Origin of the sequence: Pseudoalteromonas sp. KS88, from assembly GCF_004766475.1 — a bacterium.
Taxonomy (GTDB): Bacteria; Pseudomonadota; Gammaproteobacteria; order Enterobacterales; family Alteromonadaceae; genus Pseudoalteromonas.
Map to the genome: position 1 here is coordinate 25,629 of NZ_PYHV01000020.1, position 17,501 is coordinate 43,129.

Sequence of the window (17,501 nt, forward strand, 5' to 3'; positions counted from 1 at the left end):
TCCTCAATCCCGACAAGGCTCTCATAATACTATAGACTATAATTATGTAAATCTTAGGGAGATAACAATGGCTTATTGGCTATTTAAAACCGAGCCTGATGCATTCTCAATTGCTGATTTAAAAAATGCGCCACAACAAACAACGCAATGGGAAGGTGTGCGAAATTATCAAGCACGCAACTTTATGCGCGACAAGGTTAAGGTGGGCGATCAAGTGATGATTTATCATTCTAGCTGCAAACATATTGGTGTTGCTGGATTAGCAACTGTTACACGCGAGGCCTACTCTGATCCCACTCAGTTTGATTTAAGCAGTGATTATTTTGATGCCAAAGCAACGGTAGATTCACCCCGCTGGATGGTTGTTGATGTGACTTATCAGCAGCATCTAAATAAATTAGTTAGCCTTAAAGCAATTAAAGAAAACGATGCAATCACTGACATCGCATTGAAAAAAGGGGGACGCTTATCAATAATGCCAGTGACCAAAAATGATTGGGATGAGATAACTAGAATGGGACAAGCTGTAAGCGATAAGCTGCAGATAAAGACCGAAAGACCATAAAACTAAGGGCTAAAATCTAAGTTTTTCGCTTCTTTTCTCGGCCTTTTTTCTTTTTATGGCCATGCTTTGGCACAATAGCAAAGTACATGACAAGCGCTAACCACGAGAAAAAGATAATGCCTATAAGCCAGCCGTTCTTTTCATGACCTTGCGTTCTTTTACTGTTTAATACCAGCACTATAGGCAAAATGTATGCGCTTAATATAATAATTAGAAACGCTACTTCATTCATTACTTCGTCAACTTCTGCCAATCAACTTCATTACTTAACACCCGGTCAATCGCTATGTAATGAAGTATATCACCACTGTTTACCGGGTAGTTGAGCGGCGGATTCAAATCCATATTTTTAGCACTCAGGTTATGTGCAACACCGAGTAAAATGGCATCGTGATCATGTTTAAAATGATGAAACAACTTACCAAATTCCATTTGTGCTAAATCAGCAGGTATCACCAAGCTAAATTGTGTATCACCATGCAATGTTGATAACAGCTCTTCCTGCACTCGGCTTGAGCCTGGATCTTGCATCGAACGCACTAAAATTTCTGCTGACTTTGCACTTGAACATTCCACATTGTGGCAATGCTCTAATAGCATTTCTACTTTACTCTCATCGTTAAAGTGCGCACTAATATGCCCGCCATCCTTAACTAGTTTGCTAATACGTAACGCCGTGGTAAAGGTTTGATCGTCATCTTGACCATCAATAATCACTTTATCAGCATGGCTGATAGCCACCCGTTCAAGTTGCGTACAATCAGTAAAGCTGCTTAAACGCACAAAATCGACGTGCTCATTAGTCAAAAATGGGTGCTCCATTTGCTCTGTCACTGCTAATAAAATCCGTCTTTGTGTGCGTTTTTGATCTGCTAAAATGTAATCAATCATCTTTTTTGTTCGTGTTTGGTGCCAACCAAAAATAATGATGTGATTATTAAAATGCGAAAAGTTTTTATCACCTGTCATAGCGCGCCTAATTAAATATGTCACTGTTTGCCCTGTTTTACCCAACAGAACGCCAAATAAAGCTAACCCAAAAGGGATTTGTACAAGTGCAACAACCCACCGCCCTAAATCTGTAGTGGCGCTAAAGTCGCCATATCCTACAGTTGATGTTGTCACTATATAGTAATACACAAATGTACTTATTGGAGTGAGCGCCCCCTCACCTGCTAAAATAAGTAATAACCAAGTCAGGGCCATATGTACCAGAGTAGCCAAAGCGACCGCCTGCCAACTAACTTGATCAATGTGACTTCTCACTAATAAAAAAAATCGTTTAAATATAAAAGGCATGCCCACACTTGGTAATTCTGCTATTAATTATCTGATAAGTTACTGTAATGGCGAAATGATGGCAATGGTTGAAACATGTATAAGGGCGAAGATTATTTTCTAGGCTGCTTTTTTAAAGCAGAACAGTGTAAGCTATACTTGTTTTATTAATTACAAAGACGGGTGTGTTATGTCGGGTGTATTAGCTTCTGTAGATCAACGAACTCAGCTGGTCGGCGAAAATCGTCTTGAGCTGTTGCTATTTTATTTACATAGCCGTCATCTTTTTGCGCTTAATGTATTTAAAATTAAAGAAGTTGTGAAACTTCCTCACTTAAATATAATTCCCCACGCTCACCCTAAAATATCTGGGGTTGCCAATATAAGAGGCGAATCTATTCCTGTTATAGATTTACGACAGGCGATTTGCATGCCCGCGGCAAAAAATACCGAGGACAGTAATCTAGTTATCACCGAATACAACCGAACTGTGCAAGGCTTTTTAATCGGTAAAGTTGACCAAATAATGAATATGACATGGTCAGATATTATGCCGCCCCCCACATCCGTTGGCAAAAACCATTACCTTACTGCACTGACAAAAATTCAGCGTGATGGGCAAGAGCAGCTAGTTGAAATTATAGACGTAGAAAAAGTACTGGCCGAAATTGTTGAATATGAAATCCACATATCGGATGAAGTACTAGATAAAACAATTGTTGATGAATTTGCAGGCCGTAAAATTTTACACGCTGACGACTCACCAACTGCGCGTAAACAAGTAAGCGATACGTTGTCCCAGCTGGGCATTGAAATTATTCCCGCAACAAATGGTCTTGAGGCATTAAATATGTTGAAAAGCTGGGCAGATAGAGGTGATAACGTAGAGCAAGACTTACTTATGGTGATCACCGATGCTGAAATGCCCGCAATGGATGGGTACCGACTAACGCATGAAATCCGCAATGATGACCGCCTGAAGAATTTACACGTTGTGCTAAATACATCGTTAAGCGGCAGCTTTAACCAAGCCTTAGTTGAAAAGGTAGGCTGTAATGCCTTTTTATCTAAATTCCAACCCGACTTACTTGTTGAAGAGGTTCAAAATCGCTTAAAAGCAGTATTAGATAAAAACCGCTAATACAGTGACCTACTTGCCAATTAAGATCTTTCATGCTTAATTGGCTATACGTGACAATAACAACAATACACTCTCACTATGCTAAATCGTGTTGCAAAACCCTTTACTCAATTAGTTGAACGCTACCTACCCGACCCCTTTATATTTGTTATTCTATTAACCCTGCTTAGCTTTGTAATTGCGAGCCTATTCACTCCAGCAACTTCAGTAGAAGTACTCGTGGCATGGGGAGGTGGCTTTTGGAACTTACTACAATTTGCGATGCAAATGCTATTGGTGCTACTCACCGGTTATATGCTAGCAAGCACCCCTATCGTCAACCGATTGCTCGCTAAGTTAGCCAGTATGGCCAACACGCCAGCCAAGGCAATTATTTGGGTCACGCTAGTCGCATTGTTGGGCAGCTGGCTTAACTGGGGGTTTGGCTTAGTAATAGGCGCTTTGTTTGCCAAAGCAATAGCAAGGCAAACAAAAGTGGACTACCGATTATTAGTGGCCAGTGCTTACTCTGGATTTATTGTATGGCATGGTGGCTTAGCAGGTTCAGTACCTTTGACCATTGCCACCACAGGGCATTTTTCAGAGCAAAGTATTGGCGTGATAAGTACTGCTGATACGCTATTTTCAAGTTTTAATATCGCAATCGTGGTTGGCTTATTTATCATTATGCCGCTGGTAAACCGCGCTATGCTCCCTTGCGATAAAGACAGCGTGTACGTTGATAAAAGCAAACTCATAGAGCCTGAAAACAAAGATGTCACATTAACTCGCCCAGCAGATCATATAGAGCACAGCCGCGTGCTAGGTATGACCACAGGCTTACTTGGCCTTGCATATTTAACGTATTATTTTATTTTCAATAATGGCTCAATTAATCTAAACAGTGTTATAGGGCTGTTTTTATTTGCAGCAATATTATTACATCAAACACCCCATAACTTACTCAATAGCTTACAACAAGCAGTGCCCAGCGGCGCAGGTATTATTATCCAGTTCCCATTTTATGCAGGGATCATGGCAATTATGATTGATACCGGTTTAGCACAACAAATTTCACAAGGCTTTATCGCCATAGCCAGCGCAGAGTCATTGCCCTTCTGGAGCTTTTTGAGTGCAGGCCTTGTGAATATATTTGTACCATCAGGTGGTGGCCAGTGGGCGGTGCAAGCACCGATAGTAATTCCCGCCGCAGAGGCGCTAGGTGCTGATATGCCCCGCGTCGCCATGGCGGTCGCGTGGGGAGATGCTTGGACTAACCTGATTCAACCCTTTTGGGCGCTCCCTGTACTTGCCATTGCAGGCCTAAAAGCCAAAGACATTATGGGTTTTTGTTTAGTGCAATTAATTATTACCGGTGTATTTATTGCGTTGATGCTGACTTACTATCCGTAAAGAAGTGACATTAAAGCGCAACATCGCGTTGCGCTTTGACAGTTCAATATGCACTACATTAACTCGATAAGATTTTCATCGGTAAGCTTAATATCGGATTTTCAGAATCGGCAAAGTGCATCATCACCGCGACATGCCCTGCAACGACAAGTGCATACATTACCGCAGAGAACCCTTGGCCGTATTTATCCAGCGGTACTAGGTGTGAGAAGTGACGACCGCGCCATTCAAACACAATTTCCAGCGCGCCAATAAATAAAAAGAACACTAATAGCATTAAACCAAAGGTGTAGCTGAGCCATAAGCCAAACAATACGCCTAAGATACAAATACTCAATCCCACCCAAGAGCGCATGGAAAAGCTGATACTTTTTAATACATGTCCCCCATCGAGCGGTAGAATAGGCAGTAAGTTAAATAAATTAAGCAATGCACTGAGTACCGCAACACCGGCAAATATTTCCATCTCGGTGGCGTAATAAAGCACCACCCCCAATACAGAAGTGATTAGACCAAACGCGGGTCCCATTAAAGAGATCACTACATCTTGCCAGCGAGTGGTAATCTTTTCATCTGATACAGCAAGGCCACCTACAAAAGGAATTAAGTAAATCCCTTTGGTTTTTATGCCAAAGTACTTCATTGCTCTTACATGCCCGTATTCATGAATGACTAAACACGCAATAAGCATCAAAGCAAATTCAAAAGTAAAAAGCCACGCATAGCCTGCAACTGACGCCCCTGCTAATGCCGCCTTAACCACTTTTGCACTCTTAAATACCTTAAAGCCTAGGGCAAATAAACCCAATAGTCCTTGCTTAGGCTTGGCTTTTTGTACTTCAGGGATTGGGAGCTTTTGTACCAGATGGTCATTAATATACAGCAATAGCATTTGCTCATGGACTTCGCTGGTATCTATACCAACTCGATTCCCCTCTAGCTCAAATTCAACGTAGTGTGTTCGTGGGTTATCAAAACTAATTGCTTGGTCAGATTGAAAAATTTGCACAATTTTTTGCTCTGCAAGCATTAACCTAAATGCCTGCTCTGCAAGAGTTAATTGTATTTGAATCATAATACTTAAAGCCTAAAAAACAGTGGCGTTAGTATACCTAGTTTTCGGTTTTAATTTGTGAAATTATTTTATCCTAAATACTGACTTTTTCTTGGTTAGCAGCTACTTTTATACTAATACCTGCTTTAAATTCAAGGAGTGAATATGACCAAATTAGCCAAAAATATTCTCGTAGTTGATGATTCCAAAGCTATTTTAGTGGTGATGGAAGCTATTCTAAACGAACTTGAAATCCCCAATATTACAACATGCTTAAGCGCGCAAGAGGCATTGTATAAAGTAAAAAACGCCTCATTAAAATATGACGCGGTTTTCACTGATCTTAATATGCCTGATATGGATGGAATGGAGTTGATTAGGCACTTAGGTGATATGAATTATCCTGGTGCGATTGTTATTATTTCTGAAATGGATCATAAAGTTATTGATTTAGCAGCAGATCTAGCAAAAAGAAGTAATGCACATTTAATCGGTAACATAGTAAAACCAGTGCAGCTAACTCAAGTGCACACATTACTTAAAAAACTAGACCATTTAGCTTCGCACATAGAAAAGCCCATTGAATCTATAGATGAATCACAGTTATTACATGCCATTAGCCACAATGAAATAACCCCCTTTTATCAACCAAAGATTAACCGCTACAAAAATAAAATCACCAGTGTCGAAGTGCTCGCGCGAATTGTCACTGCAAACGGGCAGCAGTTATTACCCGATCATTTTATTAGTGTTGCTGAAGATCTTGATTTAATTAATTTAATCACGTTTCAGCTGTTTGAAAAAGCCACTACAGATTTTATCGCGTTGAAAGAATGCTTAGGTTATAAATTTAAGTTAGCTTTCAATTTGTCGCCTTGTCAGTTAGAAGATTTAAGCTGCCCCGACAAGCTAGCACTTATACTAAAGCTTAATAATTTAACGCCTAGCGAAATAATTTTAGAGATAACAGAACAGCACGCTCTCTGTAGCAGCGCGCAATTAGAAACCTTGAATCGATTAAGAATTCGCGGTTTTGATATTTCTTTAGATGACTACGGCATCGGCTTTACTAATGTAAATCAACTTAAAACCTTGCCCTTTAGTGAAGTGAAAATTGATAGGACTCTAATTAGCCATATTGAAACCGACCAATTCTCTCAAGTAATCACCAGTAGCTTGGTTAATATTGCCATACAGGAAGGAATTTCAATTGTTGCAGAAGGCATCGAGCGTATAGAAGAGCTCGAATACTTAGACCGCTTCAAAGAGTTTATCTTGATGCAGGGCTTTTTAATTTGCAAACCTAAATCAAGATCTGAATTCACTGTATGGGCAAAGTCATGGTTACAAATGGTTAAGGACGCAAATCAACACTGACTTTATTTTTTATCGTCGTCTTCGTCTTCGCTAAGTAATTTGTCAGTATTGGCTAAACGCTGCCGCCAACGTTGCTTAGCGACCATTTGCATATCCGCCGATTGGTCACGTTCATCCATAATATTAAGCCCCATTAATGACTCAATCATGTCTTCGAGGGTTACAATACCTTGCACATCGCCATATTCGTCAATTACCAAACAAATATGCGTTCTTTGTGCCAGTAAGGTGTGCAGTAATGTAGGCACATAAAGTGTCTCTGGAACTGTATACAAAGGTTTAACTAACTTACTTATCTTGTAGTCTTCACCCAGTCGATGGTATGCCAACATAATGTCGTTTTTATGCACAAAACCAATAATATCATCGCCATCTTTATCGTAAACTAACACGCGTGAAAATGACGAAGAGCCATGTTCAGCCAAGTATTGGTGTACAGTGATATCTTTATGAACTTTGAATAAAACAGTACGCGGCGTCATTATTGAATCGAGCGTAGCATGCCTAAAGTGCAACAAACTACGAATAATTTCGGACTCTTCTTGATGTAGCGCGCCCGACTCAGTGCCAATATCAGCCATTGCTTCAATTTCTTGTCGAATATAAAACGCTTCATCGTAGTTACGTCCCATCAAATTCGTTAGCTTTTCAGCAAACCATACAAAGGGTTTTAATAAAATGACTAAATACACCAGTCCTCGAGCTACAACTGGGGTCAATGCACGCCAATAATTAGCACCGAGTGTTTTGGGGATTATTTCTGATAATACCAATACAAGTAGTGTCATTATGGCTGATGCAATACCTACCGCTGCATCAGAGAAAACAACAGCTGCTTGCGCTCCTACACCAGCAGCACCTGCGGTATGCGCAACAGTGTTTAAAGTTAAGATAGCTGCTAATGGTTGATCTACATTCTTTTTTAATTTTTCAACACATTTAGCCAGCTTTGGATTTTGTTTACGCAACAAAGCAACATAGCTTGGGGTGATGCTCAATAACACGGCTTCCATAATAGAACATAGGAATGAAATTAAAATAGCAACACACATGTAAACAATTAATAACGTCATTAAATCACTCTCATCGTTGGACTAATGAGCATCCTACCAATACATGATATATTTATCCAAATTATCGTTCGAAGGCTTAGCAATGACTTTCAATTTGTCTGCAAAATTATCAAATAAACGTGTGTTAAACGCATTCAGTGCACTGGCTTTATACTCTGTCTCAAGCTCTGCTTTGGCTGCAGTGTTGGATAAGGATAACATCGCTTTTGTTGGCCCTTTGGCTGAACAAATGCAAGTAAAACCTTACCAAACTCCCCACCATGATGCGGCTATTAAAAACCTACTCCCGAGTTTACAAGCTAATAGCTCTCACATTTCAGTCTTTGGTGAGCAGCATAAATGGCAAACATTGAGTAGTATAAATGCGCTTACACTCGGTGGGATACAAGCATTAAAATTTACTATACACACTGAACGTTTTAGTGAAGGTGCACTTAAGCTTAGCGGAATTGAAAAAGCCAAGTTGTTTATCGATGGCGAAGAGCTAACTGCCACCGAGCATACTTATCAACTGGCATTAAGTAATGGCGAGCATCAAATCCTGATCATTGCAGAACAAGTCGCTAATTGGAATGAGGTGTCACTGGATTTTGAGCCTAAGTCAGAACATGACAAAATCACCATAAGTCAAAACGCGAGTAAAACTCTCTCTGCAAAGCAATTATTTGATGCGCCGACTATAAGCATGCTGTCACTGTCACCTGATGCAGAACACTATATTGCCAGCACTCGCTCTTACAATGATGCTGCAGGCAATCAAGCACAAATAACAACGGTGCTTAAAGATCAAGACAGCACAGTGCTTTATCGCTTTGAATCAGGCCAACCAAGTAATGTAATTTGGAGTCCTGATAACAAATCTGTTGTGTACTTAATTGACGGTAAATTAAAGAAATTAAATCGCAAAAACTTAGCACTTGATGTTATTGCTGAGAACTTAGAGGGCGCGAGCGGCTTTGCGTTTTACAACAACGATAGCTTAATTTTTACTTGGTCTAAGTATCCCAAAGCCGATACCAGCTTAACCAAGCATTACAGGGGTCTGCAAGATCGCTGGTCATATGCTCGCACCACTTCACAAGCTTATCTACTTGATATCAATTCTGGTTTAAGCAAAGCAATCAGCGAAGGTCCTTTAAGCCATAGCATAGAAGACTTCAACAGCGAACAAGGTACGGTCTTATTAAGCCGAAGTGCTCACGCTATGGAAGCATCTACTCATCCTATCGCAGAGCTAGTTGAAACAACCCTTGCGACAGCAAAACACAGTGTTTTAGGTCAATTTAAAACCTTTAATCAAGCTAAGTACACCGATGAAGGTATCTATGTTGTTGCAGGACCTGACTTTAAAGATGGTTTAGGCCGTAACATCCCACAAGATATGCTCGCCAATAACTATGATGGGCAGCTATATTTACTTGACTCTGATGGCAAAAAGGCCAAAGCATTGAGCAAAAACTTTGACCCTGCTATAGGTCAACTAAATGTGCTTAACAACGGTGATGCTGTTCTAAAAGTTACAGAGCAAGATACCCAACAACTGTATTTATTTGATTTAAGTAAAAACCGATTTAGCAAACTAAACACTAAATTAGATGTTGTTGAGCAATTTAGTGTCTCTAAAAACCGCTCACCCGCTATTTTGTTCAGTGGTACAACAGCATCCTCACCACAGCAATTAAAATATTTAAAGATCAGCAAAAATAGAGCAAGCAAACTATGGGATTCGAAACCTTTAGCCTATGCGAATACGCAAATTCCAACGCTTGAAGAGTTTAACTTCACAAATAAACAGGGCGTTGAAATAAAAGGCCGCGTCTATTTACCAACCAATCTAGATAAATCTAAAAAGCATCCAGCTTTGATCTATTATTATGGTGGTACATCTCCGGTTTCGCGTGGTTTTACTGGTCGTTACCCATTTAACTTTTGGGCAGCTAATGGGTATGTTGTCTATGTTGTTCAACCAACTGGAGCAACAGGGTTTGGTCAAGAATTCTCAGCTAAACACGTCAATGCATGGGGTGAACATACCGCTGAGGACATTATGCAAGGCACTCAGGCATTACTTGCGCAGTACTCATTTATTGATAAAAATCGTTTAGGTAATTTAGGTGCATCCTACGGTGGCTTTATGACCATGTTATTAGCGACTAAAACCGATATGTTTAGCGCGTCTATTGCCCATGCAGGTATTTCTAATATTACCTCGTATTGGGGTCAAGGTTGGTGGGGCTATTTATATTCTGGAGAAGCATCTAAAGGCAGCTTCCCGTGGAATAACAGTGAACTTTACAGTCAACGAAGCCCTGTTTTTCATGCAGACAAAGTAACGACACCACTGCTTTTACTACATGGAGACTCCGACACTAATGTGCCAGTTGGCGAAAGCCATAACATGTATACTGCACTTAAACTTCTTGGTAAGGATGTTGATCTGATTGAGTATAAAGGTGCTGATCATCAAATTTTTGCTCGCGATAAACGCTTTGATTGGTGGAGCACAATGCTTGCCTACTTTGATAAGCATTTAAAAGATGAACCGCAATGGTGGCAATACTTATACCCTGAAAAATAATAAGGTATGAAAGAAAGGAAACAAAGCTTTCCTTTCTTCTATTATTTGAGTTTATGCAAAGAAACTATCATAAACAGTACTTCAGTTGTTCTCTCCTTACGCTAATGAGTGCTAATATGGAGACATCAATATAGGTAATTAAGATACTATGACTATTAATGTTTTACTGGTTGAAGATGATGAACTATTGGTTAAACGCATCATTAAACACTTTGCCCAGACTGAATTTCACATTGAAAATGATGCAACAGGTGCTCAAGCGCTTGAAATTGTTAGCTCACGTGAACATAGCAATAGTGCCATTTCACTTGCCATTGTTGATATTGTTTTACCTATGCGTGACGGGCTCCATTTAGCTAAAGAGCTCAACACCTTAACTGATATCGGTGTGATTATGCTTTCAAGCCGCGACTCACAAGCCGATAGAATTGCAGGCCTTGCCCAAGGCGCTGATGATTATATTTGCAAGCCAGTTGATCTTTTAGAGCTAGAGTTACGCATGCGTGCACTGCACAAAAGGTTAAAAGGCAGCACTGATAATGACGAAAGTGAAGAGTTTATTGAATACGCCGACTTTAAACTTCACCCAGATAATCGCACACTGATTACTGCAAATGGCATTGAATCACGTTTAACTGAAGCAGAGCATAAAGTCCTTATATGCTTAATTTCGAACGCAGGTAAAGCGACACCTAGAGAAAAAATATCAGAAGAAATCGGTCAACCTGATTGGAGCCCCAACGATCGTACTGTAGATGTTCTCGTTGGCCGTTTACGCAAAAAGCTCAGCGATGAAAAAGACCAAAAACGCATCGTAACTGTACGTGGTAAAGGGTACATGCTATCAATTTAAGCAGAATATCCAGCCGCTAATACTGTGATAACTGCGAAATCAAACGCTCAAAGGCGCGATAATTAAGCGCCTCTTTCAATTGCGCTAACCCTATATTTTCCTGGCCTTTTAAATCACTAATTGTGCGCGCAACCTTTATTACCCGATGATAAGAACGTGGTGACAATGACAGCTTTTCACTGGCTTTAGCTAAAAACTGTAACTCCGCGGGTGCTAATTCGCAGAATTTACTCATTTCTTTATTATTAAGCCGTGCATTCACTTTGCCTTGTCTGGTGAGTTGAATATTATAAGCAGCTTCAACCCGCGCTCTCACCTGAGCACTGCTTTCTTCAAGCTCAGTACTTTGTAATTGATTGCTACTCAAGCGAGGCAATTCTATTTGTAAATCAATCCGATCAATAAAAGGGCCTGACACTCGGGATAAATATCGCATAACTTGATCTGGGGTTGCCCGTTTATCATTATGACACCCTGTAGGACTTGGATTTAAAGCAGCAATCAGTTGAAACTGGGCCGGAAACTCCATTTGCCGCGCAGCCCTTGAAATAGTAACCGTGCCGGTTTCCATTGGTTCGCGCAGTGAATCCAATACTTTTCTTTCAAATTCAGGCAGCTCATCTAAAAACAACACACCATTATGAGCCAGAGATATTTCGCCTGGTTTAGGGTTTGAAGACCCCCCAACCAAAGCGACAGCTGAACACGTATGATGAGGACTACGAAACGGCCTTTTACGCCAATTGGTTAAGTCGATTGATTGACCAATAATAGAATACAACGCGGCACTAGAAAGGGCTTCTTCATCAGACATACTTGGCATAATGGTGGGCATACGCTGAGCAAGCATTGACTTACCTGTGCCAGGAGGCCCTAAAAAAAGTAAATTATGACCCCCAGCGGCAGCTATTTCCAATACCCTTTTAGCACCCGGCTGACCTTTAACATCACTTAAATCGTGAATAAAATGAGTGCTTTGAACACGCTCTTCATACTCAATGTTCAGTGGCAATGGTTGCTGATTCAGTAAATCATTCCACACATCCTGTATTGAGTTAACTGCTTTTCGTGTTACACCATTCACCAAGCTAGCTAAACTGTCATTAACAGCAGGCAGAAAACAACAACGCCCTTGCTCTTTAGCGGCCAATACCGAGGGTAAAATGGCGTTCACACCTCTAACTTCGCCATTTAACGCAAGCTCACCATAAAACTCATAGCGCTCTAATTCATTACAAACCACTTGCCCTGAAGCGACCAAAATCCCAACTGCAATAGCTAAATCAAAGCGGCCACCCTCTTTTGGTAAATCTGCAGGCGCAAGGTTGACCGTAATTCTTTGATCAGGGAAACCGAACTGAGAGTTTTCGAGCGCACTTCTTACTCTGTCTTTTGATTCTTTAACTGAGGCCTCTGGCAAGCCGACAATATGAAAGGCTGGCAAACCATTGCCTAAGTGAACTTCAACCATCACCTCTGGTGCTTGAATTCCCACCTGCGCACGAGAATAAATACGAGCTAACGACACATCCTTTGTCCCTGTAATGTACTTTTTATTACAGTCTAGTCAGGATATTTAAAAATATGTAGTGTAAGTTGCCATTTCATTGCTGCAAGACGTAATAGTAAGGTCGTTAGCATTGCTAAAACCATCGCAATTTCAGTCATCGCATTCAATGAAACACTCTGAGTATAAACTAACCCACCAGCAATACACGTAATGGCGTAAAGCTCACCTTTTAACAACATCGGGATATTGCCAGCCAATACATCGCGTATCATGCCGCCAAAACAGCCTGTGATTATTCCCATAATTATGGCTGTGGTTGCAGGCATGCCTGCAAGCAGCGCCTTTTGCGTACCCATAACAGCAAAAAACGCCAATCCAAATGCATCTGCAATTTGTAAGTGGTAAAGCGGAATCGATTTTTGCTTGTTGATCAATCTAGCTGTAATAAATACAGCGGCAAAAATAGCAATAAAATAACTTTGATCGTGCAGCCAAAATACAGGGACATCCAAGATCAAATCACGCACTGTTCCCCCACCAATAGCCGTAACAGTGGCGAGTACAAAAACTCCAAAGCCATCCATTTTCTTATCGTAAGCAATCAACGTGCCTGATACTCCAAATACGGCAACGCCAATTAAATCAAACCAGTGGTAAAGTTCAGTCATAGTTGTCGCTAAAAAGTGAGCTAGGGATGTGTTTTAACACAATCACCTGTCACTTTTAAACAATCTTAATAATTAATCTGCTTTTGCCGTCAGTTCGATAAACTCAAGACTATGCGTCATTATATTTTCGGCTAATGTACCATCTGAAAAAATCGATTCTTTATCAGCTGCTGAATCAGGGTTTGCGACCAGTTTTTGATAATCACTTTCAAGCTCAGCCCACACGCTTCGCTGCTGTGCATTTAGTGAAGTCGTTTGCTTTCTTACCTTGCTTGCTTCTAAATAAGCTTCCTGTGCTTTTTCATATGCATTGACGGCATCCTCTTCACTGCCTGAGTTGGAAAACAGATTATCACTAAATGCACTGACATCCTGCTGCACAGACTCAACTGTTTCACAGCCTGTAAGTGCGACAGAAAACATAACCAATAAGATTTTATACATTTTCTCAATCCTTAAAATAAAACGGAGCCGTTAGGCTCCGTTAAATGTTATTGCTTTATAAAGCTACCCATTACACTGATGTGCAGGTTTGGATCCTCTTTATCTGGATGATTACTCGGTACTGTGACGCTAAAAGCAGCGACTTCAAAGCCACCCGCTACAACTGAGTGTGGGGTTATAACCATTCCATAAGTCGCATCTTGTGTACTTGATTCAGGACTAACCAATTTTAAGCTCCCTAAATCAATTGACCACGTTCCTTCTCGCGTTTCTCCGGCTAATGTAAAGCTTGTAGTGCCGTCATTGCGCACCACAATAGTGTGTTCCATACTGGCACCTTGGTCCAGATAACTTAATACATGCTCTCCCACTACATCAGCTTCAACAAGCTCAATGGGGTCAACAATATTAGTAACTCGCTGATCGACACCAAAGTCGTTTCCATCAAGCCACACCAATCTATTACCCTCCCCCTTAATCACAACATAAGGTTCAATTTCCTCTAGCTCATCAGCTTGCATCTGATTAAGGTAGTAATCCAAGGTGACACTTAACAGTTCAGGATCGCCAGACGGGTCAGCAGTATAAGTGTAAGTACCCGCATTAATTGCTGGTGTAAAACCAACCTCATGATCAAACTCAGTGAAATAACCATCCCCTTTAAACACTGCTAAGAAAAAGTCATTATTGGCAATTGAACCACTAAAGTAAGCACCTACATGAGGCTTACTGGGGTCATAAATACGGGTAAATCTATAATCCCCTTCACCTTCGACTGAAAAAGTCAGTTCATCTGCATTAACCGTAATTTTTAATGGCTCGTCGCTGTCGTAGCCAAATGCCCCATTAGTGTCTTCAGTTAAATTAACAGTAAAATCTCCTGTTGCTTCATTCCAAGTAAAATCACCTATTTCATAACCAGGAAAAGCGTCAGTCTCTCCTTCTACTGCTATTGATTGAATTTGAATCCACTTGCCATCACGCAAAACCAGTACTACATCAGGTTCATCGGCCAACTGCCATGCACCATCGAGCGGATGTGTAGGTTGCGGACGAACAGCTTGTACATTTTCAGCTGCCATTGCTTCATCAAAGTACCAAGCTTGTGTATTTGCCTCATTACACACCCCGCCCTGAGCATAAATACACACAGTGAGGAAGTTGCGTTCAAAGTCCTTTATTTCGATTTGTTGATCACTAAATAAAAGTTTCCCAGAAGCTAAACTATAATCATACGACTGTGTAACACCTGCGTTAGTAAAGCTAATTGTGTAACTACTAGGCTCGCCTTGCTCGTTATAGTTTGTCGCAATAGTGATTGCTTCTACACCTTTGCTATTGGGCGTATACAGTTCGATATAATTTACATTGGTTGGGTATCCGTTTTCGTCAAAGCCTGGGTTCTCTTGAATCCAATAGGGTGCAAAACGTGTGACACCATACTCACCATTTGCAACTGAGAAATTACGAAGATGGGAGGAGTAATTTTGCGGTCTTTCTGAACCATCAAAGTTATAGAACCGGTATTTACGATAGGTAAAGTTTTGGTCATTGGCTGTTGCCAATAAACGTTGTGAAAACTCGCTATATACTTGGCAGGTTTGGCCTTCAGGACACACTGGTTGAACACCGTTATCAGTGAAGTAGTTATAACGTAAAAACTCACCCTCACTGCCGATTTGCCACGAACGATAATCTTGGTTTAAATTAAAGTTCATTAAGCCATCATCATAAACATCGTAATGTAAATCAGTCTGTGGCGCGTTGTACCCCTGATAGATTGTCCACTTGCCCAGTAATTCGCTTGTAGTAAATGCTAATTGATTATCTTTGACCATTAAACCAGATGAAGTACGTGTTGATTCATCTGCTTTGGCGTTTAGTGATGACACAAATTGATACCCTACTTGAACATCCTTGATCAACCAAAACTCATAATCAAACACGGCCTCTTCATTGGTGTTGGTAATCACTAAGCGATTATCAATTATTTGCCAAGTGATACTAACAGGTGCTTTATCATTATCTCTGAGCGTTCCCGCACCGCCAGCAAGTAAATCAAATGATACGGCACTTCTTAAACCTTGAAATTCACTTGCACCATCAACAACCCAGGTGCCTATGAGTTTATCGGCCGTAATGGCTATCGTCTGTTGCTTTTCAATTAAACTAAAGTTGGTTGTGCCTTCATATGAATCGTGAACATCACCTGTGCTGCTCCAGCGTCTTTCAAACTTTCTATACAGTTCAACGGTTTTATTCACATCGTTCTCAAGGAGTATGGTCATCCCTAACTCCACTAGGTACTGACAACTCTCCTGCTGCTGATTATTCTCATCCATCATCATGGCGCAGCTCTCTAAAGCGGCCTCATCAAGTACCATGCTTATCGAGGGTCCAGTTTGTTGCCAGGTAAAGTTCGTTTCAAAACCAGTAAAGCTAATGTAACCCTTTTCCTCATCAAGCAGATGTAATTGCGCCGCAGCTGCGCGGTAAGATTGTGGCATTGTCAAAATGAATTCACCTGTTACATCACCAATGGTTTTGTCAATCAGGTCATCATCGTCTTTAATCGCTTTTTTAGTGGCCTCGATTAAGTCAGGGTCTTGACTATCAACAGTGTTCACGAAGTTGTCAATATCGTTTGCATTAGATACTAACGCCAATGTTGAATCCACGCCTTCTGGGAGTGTGTAGTTTTCATCATCCACTATAATTTTAATTAAAGATGCTAGTAACAGCTTTTCATTTGCATCAACAGCTAACAACGCATTTGAAAGTGAAGCTTCGTCTTGCACATCACCATTATCACGTTTTACCAAAGCATATTCAGCAGTACTCACATTGGTAATGTTAACGCCGAAGTTTTCATTTTTTGTCAAGGTCGCATCATCACCCGCTTGTGTAATTAAGGTTGCAACTGACTTTAACTGCGATACAAATTCAACTTCTGGGTTGATAGCGTTGTTCCCCAGTGCCACTAACCTTACAAGCTTATTAGCAAACGAGTCATCCACTTCAACTTTCACTGTGTATTGACCCGTTTCATCGGCGGTGACTTCAAAAAGGTCATCACCCACTTGAACAGCTATATTTGAAGAGACAATAGGCTCATCTGTGACAATTCCTGTAATAGTCACACTGAGCACTTCACGCTTTATATTAACCGTGATTTGAGCACTTTTGGTCGCACCTTCATTATCAGTCACCGTCACTTCAAGTACTAAATCGGTATCTTCTTCGATATTAGGCGCAGTAAAGCTAACATTTTCACTATCACTACCTGCTAACGTGACTGTAGGCCCTGAAATAGCTTGCCATGCGTAGCTTGTGATACTGCCATCACTGTCGCTGGCAACAGCGGTCAAGGACAACTCTTTTCCCTCGTTAACTTCTGCGTCACCAGAAATGCTCACAGTTGGGCTGTTATTACTTATAGCTGGGGGCGTGGAGTCGCCACTATCGCCGCCTCCGCCGCCACAACCTGTGATAATAAAAGCACTTGTCAATAGTGCCAAAACACCCGAACGATGAAGCCTATTTGATACACTCATTTTATTTCCTTTTT

At 40.8% G+C, this 17,501-nt stretch carries 14 protein-coding genes; 6 read left to right on the forward strand and 8 right to left on the reverse strand.

Going from position 1 to position 17,501, the window contains the following annotated elements:
• Window positions 1-67: 67 nt before the first annotated feature.
• Window positions 68-565, forward strand: coding sequence for an EVE domain-containing protein (locus tag C7Y70_RS14055; protein ID WP_135475362.1), 498 nt, complete (start codon window positions 68-70; stop codon window positions 563-565).
• A gap of 16 nt (window positions 566-581) precedes the next feature.
• On the opposite strand, the gene C7Y70_RS14060 is transcribed toward C7Y70_RS14055, so the two are convergent.
• Together C7Y70_RS14060 and C7Y70_RS14065 are read right to left on the reverse strand one after the other, a co-directional pair.
• Window positions 582-797: a hypothetical protein gene (locus tag C7Y70_RS14060; protein ID WP_099295560.1), complete on the reverse strand. Its 216-nt coding sequence runs from the start codon at window positions 795-797 to the stop codon at window positions 582-584.
• The gene (locus C7Y70_RS14065) at window positions 797-1,864 is read right to left on the reverse strand and encodes a potassium channel family protein (protein ID WP_099295559.1); all 1,068 of its coding nucleotides are present in this window, start codon (window positions 1,862-1,864) and stop codon (window positions 797-799) included. Before C7Y70_RS14065 ends, C7Y70_RS14060 begins: the two co-directional genes overlap by 1 nt.
• Window positions 1,865-2,033: 169 nt before the next feature.
• Between C7Y70_RS14065 and C7Y70_RS14070 the strand changes: the two genes are divergently transcribed.
• Both C7Y70_RS14070 and C7Y70_RS14075 read left to right on the forward strand, forming a co-directional pair.
• On the forward strand, window positions 2,034-2,984 hold the full coding sequence (locus tag C7Y70_RS14070) for a chemotaxis protein CheV (protein ID WP_135475363.1): 951 nt from the start codon (window positions 2,034-2,036) through the stop codon (window positions 2,982-2,984).
• A 78-nt stretch (window positions 2,985-3,062) separates the two neighbouring features.
• Window positions 3,063-4,376, forward strand: coding sequence for a TIGR00366 family protein (locus C7Y70_RS14075; protein ID WP_135475364.1), 1,314 nt, complete (start codon window positions 3,063-3,065; stop codon window positions 4,374-4,376).
• A 58-nt stretch (window positions 4,377-4,434) separates the two neighbouring features.
• On the opposite strand, the gene C7Y70_RS14080 is transcribed toward C7Y70_RS14075, so the two are convergent.
• Window positions 4,435-5,451 carry a site-2 protease family protein gene (locus C7Y70_RS14080; RefSeq protein ID WP_135475365.1) on the reverse strand — a complete coding sequence of 339 codons (1,017 nt, stop codon included), beginning with the start codon at window positions 5,449-5,451 and terminating at the stop codon, window positions 4,435-4,437.
• A gap of 144 nt (window positions 5,452-5,595) precedes the next feature.
• Between C7Y70_RS14080 and C7Y70_RS14085 the strand changes: the two genes are divergently transcribed.
• On the forward strand, window positions 5,596-6,807 hold the full coding sequence (locus tag C7Y70_RS14085) for an EAL domain-containing response regulator (protein WP_099295555.1): 1,212 nt from the start codon (window positions 5,596-5,598) through the stop codon (window positions 6,805-6,807).
• 2 nt (window positions 6,808-6,809) lie between these two features.
• Here the strand turns inward: C7Y70_RS14085 and C7Y70_RS14090 are convergent, their stop codons facing one another.
• A complete protein-coding gene (locus C7Y70_RS14090) occupies window positions 6,810-7,880 on the reverse strand; it encodes a hemolysin family protein (RefSeq protein WP_135475366.1) in 1,071 nt (356 codons plus the stop codon).
• An 82-nt stretch (window positions 7,881-7,962) separates the two neighbouring features.
• Between C7Y70_RS14090 and C7Y70_RS14095 the strand changes: the two genes are divergently transcribed.
• Window positions 7,963-10,458 (forward strand): S9 family peptidase, encoded by a 2,496-nt coding sequence (locus C7Y70_RS14095; protein WP_135475367.1) that lies wholly within the window; start codon window positions 7,963-7,965, stop codon window positions 10,456-10,458.
• 148 nt (window positions 10,459-10,606) lie between these two features.
• Window positions 10,607-11,311 carry a response regulator transcription factor gene (locus tag C7Y70_RS14100; protein WP_099295552.1) on the forward strand — a complete coding sequence of 235 codons (705 nt, stop codon included), beginning with the start codon at window positions 10,607-10,609 and terminating at the stop codon, window positions 11,309-11,311.
• A gap of 16 nt (window positions 11,312-11,327) precedes the next feature.
• Here C7Y70_RS14100 and C7Y70_RS14105 read toward each other — a convergent pair whose 3' ends face one another.
• The 4 genes from C7Y70_RS14105 to C7Y70_RS14120 all read right to left on the reverse strand — a co-directional run bounded on the left by C7Y70_RS14105 (window position 11,328) and on the right by C7Y70_RS14120 (window position 17,487).
• A complete protein-coding gene (locus C7Y70_RS14105; protein WP_099295551.1) occupies window positions 11,328-12,839 on the reverse strand; it encodes a YifB family Mg chelatase-like AAA ATPase in 1,512 nt (503 codons plus the stop codon).
• Between the two features lie 35 nt (window positions 12,840-12,874).
• Window positions 12,875-13,489, reverse strand: a complete 615-nt coding sequence (locus C7Y70_RS14110; protein WP_135475368.1) for a trimeric intracellular cation channel family protein — start codon at window positions 13,487-13,489, stop codon at window positions 12,875-12,877.
• A gap of 72 nt (window positions 13,490-13,561) precedes the next feature.
• Entirely contained in the window at window positions 13,562-13,933 is a 372-nt protein-coding gene (locus C7Y70_RS14115; RefSeq protein WP_135475369.1) for a hypothetical protein, read from the reverse strand.
• Window positions 13,934-13,980: 47 nt separating this feature from the next.
• On the reverse strand, window positions 13,981-17,487 hold the full coding sequence (locus tag C7Y70_RS14120) for a hypothetical protein (RefSeq protein ID WP_135475370.1): 3,507 nt from the start codon (window positions 17,485-17,487) through the stop codon (window positions 13,981-13,983).
• Window positions 17,488-17,501 lie beyond the last annotated feature (14 nt).

What these genes read in the sequence shown, in the direction of transcription:
- C7Y70_RS14095 (WP_135475367.1), top strand. Translation starts at nt 7,963, where the DNA reads ATGACTTTCAATTTGTCTGCAAAATTATCAAATAAACGTGTGTTAAAC.
- C7Y70_RS14060 (WP_099295560.1), bottom strand. Translation starts at nt 797, where the DNA reads ATGAATGAAGTAGCGTTTCTAATTATTATATTAAGCGCATACATTTTG.
- C7Y70_RS14110 (WP_135475368.1), bottom strand. Translation starts at nt 13,489, where the DNA reads ATGACTGAACTTTACCACTGGTTTGATTTAATTGGCGTTGCCGTATTT.
- C7Y70_RS14085 (WP_099295555.1), top strand. Translation starts at nt 5,596, where the DNA reads ATGACCAAATTAGCCAAAAATATTCTCGTAGTTGATGATTCCAAAGCT.
- C7Y70_RS14115 (WP_135475369.1), bottom strand. Translation starts at nt 13,933, where the DNA reads ATGTATAAAATCTTATTGGTTATGTTTTCTGTCGCACTTACAGGCTGT.
- C7Y70_RS14120 (WP_135475370.1), bottom strand. Translation starts at nt 17,487, where the DNA reads ATGAGTGTATCAAATAGGCTTCATCGTTCGGGTGTTTTGGCACTATTG.
- C7Y70_RS14075 (WP_135475364.1), top strand. Translation starts at nt 3,063, where the DNA reads ATGCTAAATCGTGTTGCAAAACCCTTTACTCAATTAGTTGAACGCTAC.
- C7Y70_RS14070 (WP_135475363.1), top strand. Translation starts at nt 2,034, where the DNA reads ATGTCGGGTGTATTAGCTTCTGTAGATCAACGAACTCAGCTGGTCGGC.
- C7Y70_RS14055 (WP_135475362.1), top strand. Translation starts at nt 68, where the DNA reads ATGGCTTATTGGCTATTTAAAACCGAGCCTGATGCATTCTCAATTGCT.
- C7Y70_RS14065 (WP_099295559.1), bottom strand. Translation starts at nt 1,864, where the DNA reads ATGCCTTTTATATTTAAACGATTTTTTTTATTAGTGAGAAGTCACATT.
- C7Y70_RS14090 (WP_135475366.1), bottom strand. Translation starts at nt 7,880, where the DNA reads ATGACGTTATTAATTGTTTACATGTGTGTTGCTATTTTAATTTCATTC.
- C7Y70_RS14100 (WP_099295552.1), top strand. Translation starts at nt 10,607, where the DNA reads ATGACTATTAATGTTTTACTGGTTGAAGATGATGAACTATTGGTTAAA.
- C7Y70_RS14080 (WP_135475365.1), bottom strand. Translation starts at nt 5,451, where the DNA reads ATGATTCAAATACAATTAACTCTTGCAGAGCAGGCATTTAGGTTAATG.